This is a genomic window from Pedobacter sp. NO84, from assembly GCF_059703915.1.
In genome coordinates, this window is record NZ_AP046575.1 from 1,971,004 (window position 1) to 1,982,433 (window position 11,430).

7 protein-coding genes are annotated in these 11,430 nt (G+C 39.4%); 4 read left to right on the top strand and 3 right to left on the bottom strand.

The features are described from left to right. Nucleotides 1-202: 202 nt before the first annotated feature. Together AC6H0V_RS08390 and AC6H0V_RS08395 are read right to left on the bottom strand one after the other, a co-directional pair. Nucleotides 203-2,533: a tetratricopeptide repeat-containing sensor histidine kinase gene (locus AC6H0V_RS08390; protein WP_497563277.1), complete on the bottom strand. Its 2,331-nt coding sequence runs from the start codon at nucleotides 2,531-2,533 to the stop codon at nucleotides 203-205. 338 nt (nucleotides 2,534-2,871) lie between these two features. Continuing rightward, nucleotides 2,872-5,295 carry an alpha-ketoacid dehydrogenase subunit alpha/beta gene (locus tag AC6H0V_RS08395; protein WP_497563278.1) on the bottom strand — a complete coding sequence of 808 codons (2,424 nt, stop codon included), beginning with the start codon at nucleotides 5,293-5,295 and terminating at the stop codon, nucleotides 2,872-2,874. Nucleotides 5,296-5,441: 146 nt separating this feature from the next. On the opposite strand from AC6H0V_RS08395, the gene AC6H0V_RS08400 reads away from it, so the two are divergent. The 4 genes from AC6H0V_RS08400 (at nucleotide 5,442) to AC6H0V_RS08415 (ending at nucleotide 8,766) form a co-directional block, all read left to right on the top strand. Further along, nucleotides 5,442-5,831: a DUF1573 domain-containing protein gene (locus tag AC6H0V_RS08400; RefSeq protein ID WP_497563279.1), complete on the top strand. Its 390-nt coding sequence runs from the start codon at nucleotides 5,442-5,444 to the stop codon at nucleotides 5,829-5,831. A 123-nt stretch (nucleotides 5,832-5,954) separates the two neighbouring features. Then, nucleotides 5,955-7,154 (top strand): pyridoxal phosphate-dependent aminotransferase, encoded by a 1,200-nt coding sequence (locus AC6H0V_RS08405; protein ID WP_497563280.1) that lies wholly within the window; start codon nucleotides 5,955-5,957, stop codon nucleotides 7,152-7,154. 28 nt (nucleotides 7,155-7,182) lie between these two features. Beyond that, nucleotides 7,183-7,605, top strand: coding sequence for a hypothetical protein (locus AC6H0V_RS08410; protein ID WP_497563281.1), 423 nt, complete (start codon nucleotides 7,183-7,185; stop codon nucleotides 7,603-7,605). Between the two features lie 18 nt (nucleotides 7,606-7,623). Beyond that, entirely contained in the window at nucleotides 7,624-8,766 is a 1,143-nt protein-coding gene (locus AC6H0V_RS08415) for a glycosyltransferase family 2 protein (protein WP_497563282.1), read from the top strand. Nucleotides 8,767-10,221: 1,455 nt separating this feature from the next. Here AC6H0V_RS08415 and AC6H0V_RS08420 read toward each other — a convergent pair. Next, nucleotides 10,222-11,424 carry a redoxin family protein gene (locus AC6H0V_RS08420; protein WP_497563283.1) on the bottom strand — a complete coding sequence of 401 codons (1,203 nt, stop codon included), beginning with the start codon at nucleotides 11,422-11,424 and terminating at the stop codon, nucleotides 10,222-10,224. Between the last annotated feature and the right edge of the window lie 6 nt (nucleotides 11,425-11,430).

The following is an 11,430-nucleotide window of genomic DNA, read 5'->3' on the forward strand; positions in this document are numbered from 1 at the left end:
ATTAATTTGTCTTTATTTAATCCTTGGTTAAAAAGATAAACCATAAAATTAATCGCTAGTTTTCCTACTTCCTTAAATTTTTCAATGCTCATAGTAACTTTATTAGGGATAACTGACATGAATATCACTAATAATAAGCTGCCATTTTACCTTTATCGACAACGTTGGTTAAATAGTCGATGAAACTATTAAAAAGGTAGATTTAGTTTCCTGTTCTTGGCAGGCTCAGTGTAAATGTAGTGCCTTTATTGGATTCGCTTTTGGCCTTTATCTCGCCGTCCATCAGAGCAGTAAACGTTTTACATAAAACTAGTCCGATACCCGTTCCCTTTTCATTGTTTGTTCCTAATGTAGTGTTACCGGTTTCTTGGAATCCAGATTGGTTAAATTCTCTCAATTGCGGAGCTGATAATCCTATTCCATTATCGATTACGTGGATCAAAACTTGTGCTTGATTAACTTCTGCGCTAATTTTTACCTCACCATCACTGGGTGTAAATTTAATCGCATTACTAATCAGGTTGCGCAAAACCAAGGAGCTCATATTCATATCAGCCATGCACAGTATGCCCGATCTTATTTCGTTTTTAATCTTGATGTTTTTTTGACTAGCAACGGCTTCCATCGAGTTGATCACTTCCTGTGCGCAGAAATTAACATCAAATTTTTCTTTAATGGGTTTAAAGCCCTGCATCTGACTGGAGGCCCAATTGAGCAGATTTTCCATCATTGCAGAGGTATAACCCAAAGTGTTTTTCAGATTTGCCGCATAGCGATTTAACTTCTCCTGATTGATATTTCCACCTTCGAGCAATTGAATAAAAGAAATTAAAGAGTTAACAGGGGTACGCATATCATGACTAACAACGCTAAAAATCCGGTCTTTAACCCTCCCTAATTTTTCTAGCTCCAATTTTTGTTCAGATACCAATTTATTAAGTCTTGCCGTTTTGCGATGGCTATAATAAACAAACAATGCGGCGCCGAATAATAGTGTAGCCAATGCGCCCAAAAAGATATTTACGTTCCTATTAAATTTTAGAGCTGATCGTTGTAAATTAATTTCTTTATCCTTAATCTCCTTATCTAGTCTGGCTTTCAGCTCTTGCTGTTTCAAAAGATTGGCCTGAAAGCTTTTATCACGTTCTAAATCGGCCTGCGTTTTTAGAAAAGTAAGTCGTTGTAATGTTTTTTCCTTGTCTATAAGCTCTAATTCTTGTTGTCGTAATGCTAACTGTTGTTGCTGTTGCTTTGCCAGAAGAACCTGTCGCTGTAATTCGCCATCGGTTATCTGTTGCTTTAACTGATAGTCGTTTTCTTTTACGGCAAAATCTATCTGTAATTGTTTACGTGTAATTTCTTTTTCCTTTTCCTCATTAAAGATCAAATCCCTCACGCGGATAAATTTTCTATAATTTTCGAGTGATGCACTATAATTTCCTCTTTTCTCTTCTATTACACTGAGTATTTGGTAGGCATTTTTTTGCAGATCTAATGTTTCGTCCCGCTCTCCAATTTTTAATGCCTCAGTTAAAGCTGTAACGGCCTTGCTATATTCTCCATCTTGGACATAAAAATTAGCCAGAGCTAGCAGTGAACTTCCGTAATCCGTTTCGTTATCCGAATTCCTCCCATAATTAATTGCTTTTAAATAAGACGTCAAAGCCAAGTCTCTTTTTCCTAGTCGTTCGTTAACAGTTCCTATATATTTATATAAGGTACCGAGAATACCTTGGTCATTTATCTCCATAGCAACCTTTAGACCTTTATTCAGATTTTCTAATGCCTTTTCATTCTGTTGTTCGGGTTTAATCCCCATTTTTATAAGTTCTTCTGGCGATGCGTTTAAATAGGTGCTTCCGATACTAGTGTATACCACAGCTATACCCCTAGCGGCATCGCCGGCCGTGAAAACCTTTAAGGCCTTATTCAAATAATTTAATGCATTAGCAGATTGCCCCAGTTGTTGATATATTTCGGAAATATTTGCATAAACGCTTGCCAGATCACCAATATTCCCGTTTTTTAGAAAGATTGCTATTGCTTTTTGGCTCACTTCCAAGGATTTTGCATAATCGGGAATGCCCTGATATAAAGCGCCCATATTGAGATAGGTACCTGCAGCCATGTCCATCTCATTAATAGCGGTATAAACAGTAATTGCTTTTTTGTAGAATTCCTCAGCTTTCTGATAATTTGCCACTCCATGGTAACTTAAAGCTCTTCGGTAATAGGCATCCGCTTCGAATACGCGTAAATTAAGATTTCTAGCTAAATGAACGCTCTTATCCATGTATTCCACAATTTTAGGCTCATTTTTCATGCGCATATACTGTCTGTAAAGTGCCTTATAGATTACTAGTTTTACCGAATCTTCTTTAGGATGGGCCTGATCAACGGTTAAAATACTATCTAGCTTTTGCTGTGGTGTTTTAACTTGGGCAATGGTCTTATTTCCTAAAAATAAAAGTAAGCTAACACATAAGAGCCGCAGCCAATTAGAAACACACAATTTTGATAGCTTTCTTCTCATTTTATAAAGTTTGAGAAGTAAGGAAAATACCCTTAATAAGATTCCCACTGCCAGTAAAAAAGATAAAAATTTCGTAAATGATGAAAGGCCTGGAAGTGAGCAATCTCATAGCAAAAGAGTCTTAAGGATGATAAGCTCAAGATAGCTTAATTTCTTTACGCTTTAAAGAAGAGTTAAATTTAAATTTCAAGGTAATTGAACGAGTCGGAAAGTCCGAGAGTCCGAAGAATATGGCGTTATAGCATGAACCTTAGACATTAGACTTGCGAACTCTTTTAAACAATTTTTAAATGTTGCCGGAGCTTTCGGACTCCCCGACTCTCGAACTTCCGGACTCTTTAAAACAATTTCGGAAACTTATTAGGATTACTTTCGTTCATCATTGCATATACCGTTTCCAATACATCATCAACCGAAGGTTTGCTAAAATAATCGCCATCAGAGCCATAAGGAGGCCTATGGGCTTTTGCGGTTAGCGTTTTTGGCTGTGCATCTAACAAGTAATAACCCTGTTGTTCTTCTAATAATTGTTGTAAAATAAATGCAGATCCGCCTCCTGGTACATCCTCGTCTATTACCAATAGCTTATTTGTTTTTTGCAGAGATTTCTTGCAAAGCTGATCAATATCAAAAGGCAACAAGGTCTGAGGGTCGATAATCTCAATAGAAATGCCCAGTTCTTCCAATTCTTCTGCTGCTTCTTCTACAATCCGAAGTGTAGACCCATAAGTAACCACCGTAAGGTCAGTACCTTCTTTTATCAGTTCGGCTTTTCCCAATGGAACGGTAAATTCGCCTACATTATCTGGTAATTTTTCTTTTAAACGATAGCCATTCAGGCACTCGATTACCAATGCAGGTTCATCCGATCTAAATAAGGTATTGTACATCCCTGCAGCTTGGGTCATATTTCTCGGAACACAGATGTGCATCCCTCTTAGAGAGCCTAAGATCATACCCATTGGCGAGCCCGAATGCCACACACCTTCTAGGCGATGCCCACGGGTACGGACAATTACTGGCGCTTTCTGACCTGCCTTAGTGCGATAAGACAAGCTTGCCAAATCATCACTTAGTATATTTAAAGCATATAAGAGATAATCCAAATACTGGATTTCGGCTATTGGTTTTAGGCCTCTCATTGCCAACCCAATCCCTTGTCCAATAATGGTAGCTTCTCTGATACCCGTATCTGTGACACGTAAATCTCCAAATTTGGTCTGCAAACCAGCAAAACCCTGATTTACGTCGCCTATATTTCCTAAATCTTCGCCAAAGGCCAATAAACGCTGATCTCGTTCAAAGTTCGAATCGAAACACGCATTTAGGAGCTCCCTACCATCAAGCATTTTACTGTCTTCGCTATATGTTGCAGCAACGGTGTCTACTAAAAATGGACTTTCTTTTCCATCGGTAAACAATTTTGAGCTGTATTTTTCTTCGTATATCGCCGCTTTTTCGAGATACCATTTCACCAATATTTCACGCTCTGCTGAAGGCTGGCTTACACTTTGCCTGATAGCTTTACGGGCGCTTGACATCACTTCCCTTCTCAAGGCATCTGGAGTAGATGCCAATTGGGCAGCAATTTTAGTAAGTACTGGATTTCCTTGTGCACCGGCGGTGATCATATTTATCACCTCGCTTTGCTCTTGTTTAATAATGGCGAGAAAATCATTCCAGGCCTCTTTTTGGGTATCGCGAACAAATTTCTTGGCCTCTTCTTCAAGGTTTGTTAATTGTACATCGGTGGCAATGGCCGATTCGATCATCCACTTCCGCATTTGCGTGATACAGTCGTATTCTTTCTCCCAATCAAGCCTATCTTTTAGTTTATAGCGCTCATGCGATCCTGATGTAGAATGCCCTTGAGGCTGCGTTACCTCGGTTACATGGATCATAACCGGCACGTGCTCCTCCCTACAAACGTCTATTGCTTTTTGGTAGGTCTCGCATAAAGCGGGATAGTCCCAACCTTTAACTTTAAAAATTTCGTGACCATTGGTCCCTTCTTCACGCTGAAATCCTTTTAGTACTTCGGAAATATCTTCTTTTGTAGTTTGATATTTAGCCGGAACCGAGATACCATAACCATCGTCCCAAATCGAAATTGCCATAGGAACCTGCAAAACCCCCGCTGCATTTATGGCTTCAAAAAATACTCCCTCAGAAGTTGAAGCATTGCCAATTGTTCCAAAAGCCACCTCATTTCCCTTTACAGAGAAATTGGTCAACTCGTCGAGGTTTTTATTCTGCTTAAAGAGTTTCGAAGCGTAGGCTAAACCTACTAATCGGGCCATTTGTCCGCCTGTTGGCGCTATATCTGATGAACAGTTTTTTATTTCTGTCAGATCTTTCCACGAACCATCATCATTTATTGATCGGGTAGCGAAATGACAGTTCATTTGCCTACCAGCCGATGAAGGGTCTGCTTCTACGCTCGGATTGGCGTATAATTGTGCGAAAAACTCTTTAATTGTAGAAATTCCAGTGGCGAATGCAAAAGTTTGGTCCCTGTAATAACCTGAACGCCAGTCGCCTTTCTTGAATGCTTTTGCCATGGCAATTTGCGGTATTTCTTTACCATCACCAAAAATACCAAACTTGGCCTTACCAGTTAATACTTCTCTTCTGCCTAAGATACTTGCCTGACGGCTCTCAAAGGCTAATTTGTAATCGTTAATTACGATCAACTTAAAATCGTCGAAACTTAATTCTGAAGCGTCAATCTGGTTTGTGGTCAAATTGCTATCTATCGGCATAAGCGAAATTGGTTAGGACGCAAAGATACAATTCTTTCTAATTGGGTTTGAATCTTATACGGCAAATAATATTTGGAATGCTTTTTGCATTGAATATAATACATTAAGTTTGTTTAAATAAAACACAAGATAACCATTAAGACACGATGAAAAAGCTAATAGTATTATTTACCATGATTGTAGGACTTGGATTTGTAGCAAATGCACAGACTAAACCGGCAGAATTCAAGTTTGAATCCGAGGTTCACGATTTTGGGAAAATTCCATTGAATAAACCCGTTGTATATACTTTTAATTTCACCAATACCGGAGATGCTCCCTTAATAATTTCCAAAGTTGAAACTACCTGTGGATGCACGGTTCCTGATTACACCAAAACTCCCATTAAAAGTGGAGAAAAAGGTTTTGTAAAAGTTACGTTAACTCCATCCGGACCGGCTTTACCTTTCAATAAGGGCATTACATTAACATCAAATGCCAGAACTACAACAAAGGTGTTGATTATTAAAGGCGAATATACCGAGGGAACGAAGTAGGCGCTTGGCGCTAAGCGTTAGGCGTCAGGCGAAAACCAAGGCGCCAAACGCAGGACGCTCAACGCTTAACAAAAAAATACACAAAAACCCCGTTTATATCACGGGGTTTTTTAATTTTGCAGCATGCCAAGAATATCAGAAAAAGGGGTGCACATGCCCGCTTCACCTATCCGAAAACTAACTCCATTTGCCGATAAAGCAAAAGCCGCAGGGAAAAAGGTATACCACTTAAATATTGGTCAGCCCGATATTGCTACCCCAGAGGGGATGTTAAACGCAATCAAAAATATAGAGTTCGACGTGTGGGCCTATACTCCTTCTGAAGGAACCTTGGCCTATAGAACAAAACTCACAGAATATTATAATAAACTAGGCTACAACATTCAGCCAGAAAACATTTTGGTAACGGTGGGTGGGTCTGAAGCCATCACCATCGCCATGCAAACCTGTGTTAACGAAGGTGATGAAATTATTATTCCAGAGCCTTTTTATGCCAATTATAACGGATTTGCCTGCATGAGCAATGTTGTGGTTAAACCCATTCTTTCTTATATCGAAAATGGATTTGCACTCCCTCCTATTGCAGAGTTCGAAAAACTGATTACAGAAAAAACAAAGGCAATTATCATTTGCAATCCTAATAACCCTACTGGATATTTATACTCAAGAGAAGAATTAGAAGCATTAAAGGCTTTATGCCTAAAATACGACCTATTTTTGTTCTCCGACGAAGCTTACCGTGAGTTTTGCTATGATGGAAGAGAATTTATCTCCCCAATGCACTTGGACGGACTAGAAGAAAATGTGGTGATTATGGATACCGTTTCTAAACGTTACAGTGCCTGCGGTGCCCGTTTGGGTTGCTTAATTACCAAAAACGCAGCAGTAATTGCTTCAGGATTAAAATTTGCACAGGCTAGGTTAAGCCCCGGTATGGTTGAGCAAATCGCCGGTACAGCCGCTGTTGATACACCTGATAGTTATTTTGAAGAAGTAAACAAAGAATATACCTTACGTCGCGATACATTAGTAGGCCGCTTAAATAAAATTGAAGGTGTATTTTGTCCTAATCCTGGTGGCGCTTTTTATGTGGTGGCCAAATTTCCGATAGATGACGCTGATGCCTTCTGCCAGTGGATGCTCGAAAGTTTTGACCATAATGGTGCTACCGTAATGATGGCTCCTGCAACCGGGTTTTACTCGAGTGCCGGAAGTGGTAAGAACGAAGTGAGAATGGCCTATGTTTTAAATATCATAGATCTTAATGCAGCAATGGATTGTTTGGAGGTGGCGCTAAGCCAGTATCCGGGCAGGAAAATTTAATTCCATTATATTCCTAGCTGATATAATTATGAGATATACTTTATTACTCCTTGTTGCTGTTACTTTTGTTTCTTGTAGAAACTCAAATCCCAATTTGAATGTTCTTTTGTCAGGAAAATGGTACGGACAAAGACAGACTATTGGGAATACTTATGAGGAAGCAAGAAACAAAATGCTGCGTGAAATTAAGGAAAACAGGCCGAATTTTGAATCTGTAAATTTTATATTCCAAAATAATGGTACACTCAAAATGGAAGATAAAGGGGGTGATATAAATAGTCCACTAAACCAATCTGCGGCTTTCAGTATATCACCAGACAGTATTTTAACATGCGGCAGATATAAAACAAAAATTAAGCTCCTTACAAAAGACAGTTTAATCTTATATGCAGAGCATGAAGATTTACTAAAATCTTTAAGGATTTTCACTAGAAAGCCCCAAACTAAGTAATAGTAAATAAAAATTGGTATGCTATTTTACTTTTTGCTCTTAAACCTGGTATTATGGAGTTGTATATCGTTATACCTAACGATAAACACTAGCAAGATCGCATTCTTAAAAGACCAGCCCTTGGCTAACGTTGAGCCTTCGCTGGCTGTTGTTATAGCTGTTCGCAATGAAGAAAAACACTTACGGGAGGCCCTGTCTAGTGTATGTGCCATCAATTATGCAGCTCTTCGAATTATAGTAGTGGATGATCGATCTACAGACCAAACCAGTTCAATACTCAAAGAGTTGTCGATTATCCATCCGCAGCTCGTTTTAGAAAAAATAACGGAGCTTCCACCTAAATGGCTAGGGAAAACACACGCATTATATAAAGGATCTGAACAGGTTACTGAAGAGTGGATTCTTTTTACAGATGCTGATGTGTTGTTTCATCCTGATGCGCTAAAAAAAGCGATGTTTTATGCCATTAGCCATAAGTTGGATCATCTTACTATTCTCCCTAGTATCAAATCCCGTTCTGAAGAATTGAATAGTGTGCTTGTCACTTTTCAGCTGATGTTGGAGATAAACCTTCGCCCTTGGCTGGCAAGAAATCCTAAATCTAAGGCATCTATTGGAGTTGGGGCCTTTAATCTGGTGCGCAAAAGAGCCTATGAGCAGATCGGCACCCATGAGCGAATTCGCCTTAGGCCAGATGATGATTTACAATTAGGGAAGGCGATTAAAATGGCAGGGTTTAAACAAGATGTGCTCTATGGGCAAAACCAAGTAGAGTTAGAATGGTACAGTAATCTCAATGAATTTATCAATGGATTGATGAAAAATAGCTTTGCTGCATTCGATTATCAATTATATAAGGCTGTAGGGGCAATCATAGGAACCTTAGTCTTCTTTGCGCTACCTATCCCCTTGGGCTTGATATTTGGAGATTTTAAGACGATAATTACAGCCTTACTCATCCTTGCTGTCCAATTGATTTTTTGTTTAGTAAGAACTGCTCCAGCCCAAAAGTGGTGGTACAGTTTAACCATTTCTTTTGCTGGCTTGCTAATGGCTTTTATCATCTTAAAAGCAACCTTTTTAACGTTAAAAAATAAAGGCATCTACTGGCGGGATCATTTTTATTCGCTTAAAGAATTGAAAGAGGATGATCTAGGCTAGGTGCTTCTCCAACTTTTAACCCAAAGTTGTCAGGCTGAGCGTAGTCGAAGCCAGTATAAGCTTAACCATAACCCTTCGACTACGCTCAGGGTGACATCTTGAAAAACAATGATCTAATAAATTGTCAGGCTGAGCGTAGTTGAAGCCAGTATAAGCTTAACCACAACCCTTCGACTACGCTCAGGGTGACATTCTTGAAAAACAATGATCTAATAAATTGTCAGGCTGAGCGTAGTCGAAGCCAGTATAAGCTTAACCACAACCCTTCCACTACGCTCAGGGTGACACTCTGGAGAACCAATGATAGCTAATAGGTTGTCAGGCTGAGCGTAGTCGAAGCCAGTATAAGCTTAACCACAACCCTTCGACTACGCTCAGGGTGACATTCTTGAAAAACAATGATCTAATAAATTGTCAGGCTGAGCGTAGTCGAAGCCAATATAAGCTTAACCATAACCCTTCGACTACGCTCAGGGTGACATTCTTGAAAAACAATGATCTAATAAATTGTCAGGCTGAGCGTAGTCGAAGCCAGTATAAGCTTAACCACAACCCTTCGACTACGCTCAGGGTGACATTCTTGAAAAACAATGATCTAATAAATTGTCAGGCTGAGCGTAGTCGAAGCCAATATAAGCTTAACCATAACCCTTCGACTACGCTCAGGGTGACATTCTTGAAAAACAATGATCTAATAAATTGTCAGGCTGAGCGTAGTCGAAGCCAATATAAGCTTAACCACAACCCGTCGACTACGCTCAGGGTGACATTCTTGAAAACAATGATCTAATAAATTGTCAGGCTGAGCGTAGTCGAAGCCAGTATAAGCTTAACCACAACCCTTCGACTACGCTCAGGGTGACATTCTTGAAAACAATGATCTAATAAATTGTCAGGCTGAGCGTAGTCGAAGCCAGTATAAGCTTAACCATAACCCTTCGACTACGCTCAGGGTGACATTCTTGAAAAACAATGATCTAATAAATTGTCAGGCTGAGCGTAGTCGAAGCCAATATAAGCTTAACCATAACCCTTCGACTACGCTCAGGGTGACATTCTTGAAAAACAATGATCTAATAAATTGTCAGGCTGAGCGTAGTTGAAGCCAGTATAAGCTTAACCACAACCCGTCGACTACGCTCAGGGTGACATTCTTGAAAACAATGATCTAATAAATTGTCAGGCTGAGCGTAGTCGAAGCCAGTATAAGCTTAACCACAACCCTTCGACTACGCTCAGGGTGACATTCTTGAAAACAATGATCTAATAAATTGTCAGGCTGAGCGTAGTCGAAGCCAGTATAAGCTTAACCATAACCCTTCGACTATGCTCAGGGTGACATTCTTGAAAAACAATGATCTAATAAATTGTCAGGCTGAGCGTAGTCGAAGCCAGTATAACTCAACCATCGCCCTTCAACTATGCTCAAGGTGAAACTGTTCGGCAAATCTTAACTTATTTATAAAAAACAATCACTTTCATCATCATATCCTTCTTCACCAAATCCAGTCCGATATCATTTATTGATTTTAGCACACCCGCCCGGGTTCGCATCTCTACGTTTGTTTTAATGTCATATCTTTTGCTCAGGCCCGTTTCATCAATAACAGGCAATTCAAACTCATTGCTCAAATAATCATTGGCAAAATTAGCCAGAGTAGCGCCCTCACCATCATAACCCGTTCCGCTAAAGCCATAACTTAGCGCGGCTTTATTCGACTCTTTTTGAGTGAAGCCTTTATTAACCAACGCATATACAGGCATTTTGCGAAATTCGACCCTTGCTTTCACCCGCATCACCTGCTGTAGTTTTTGTTGGAGAATGGTATACAAACTGTCTTTCTGACTAGGTTTAACTAACAGATCCAAACAATATAGGCTCTGTTTATCCTCGAAATTAGAAACTTCTTTCTCTGGGATTTCATAAATAAGCTGTTGAAGAGAAACAATTCCATAGGCATCTTTATACATCGTTGCCGCACTACTATTCACATATGATATCCTTCTGTCTTTGTAAACACTTTTTCCGCCATATCGCTTACCCATACTTCGTTGTCCAATCATATAACCTCTTACGGTGAAACTTTCCATAAGTGTAGTATCTACCCCAAAAATGTCGTTATCTGTGTTTACAGGTTTTTCCTTGAACTGAGCATTGGATGGGATTAATTGTCCTTTAATCAGCCTATCGATCATCTTCTGATTAATAGAGTCAGTCCTTACCAAGGCTACCACCTTTCCCTTAGCATTTACTAGAGCGCTTTGTCCAACATAAGAAAGATTGAAAAGTTGATAGAAAATCGCCGCCGTATCGCTTGCTAGCCACACCTTTGAGGGTTTCTTTTTTAAATAATTAATTAACCTGCCAGGTTCTTCATTAGAAATGGCAATTACTTGGATAGTTGTGGGATTATGCACCTGTAATTTGGCTAGGTTGTCCATTTCAGGGATACAGGGGCTGCACCAGGTTCCCCAAAAATTTAAGATATAAAATTTCTTGTCTTTTTGCTTTTCAAGCTCGAACGACTTAAGTGGTGCGTTGATCACATTTTGAATTGGAATAGAGGGAAATTGGTCGCCAGTTTTAATTTGCAGCCCCTGAGCAGCAACTCCTAGAGCTATAAACGCTAAAAAAAGATTGATGATAATAGTTTTCATATTTGT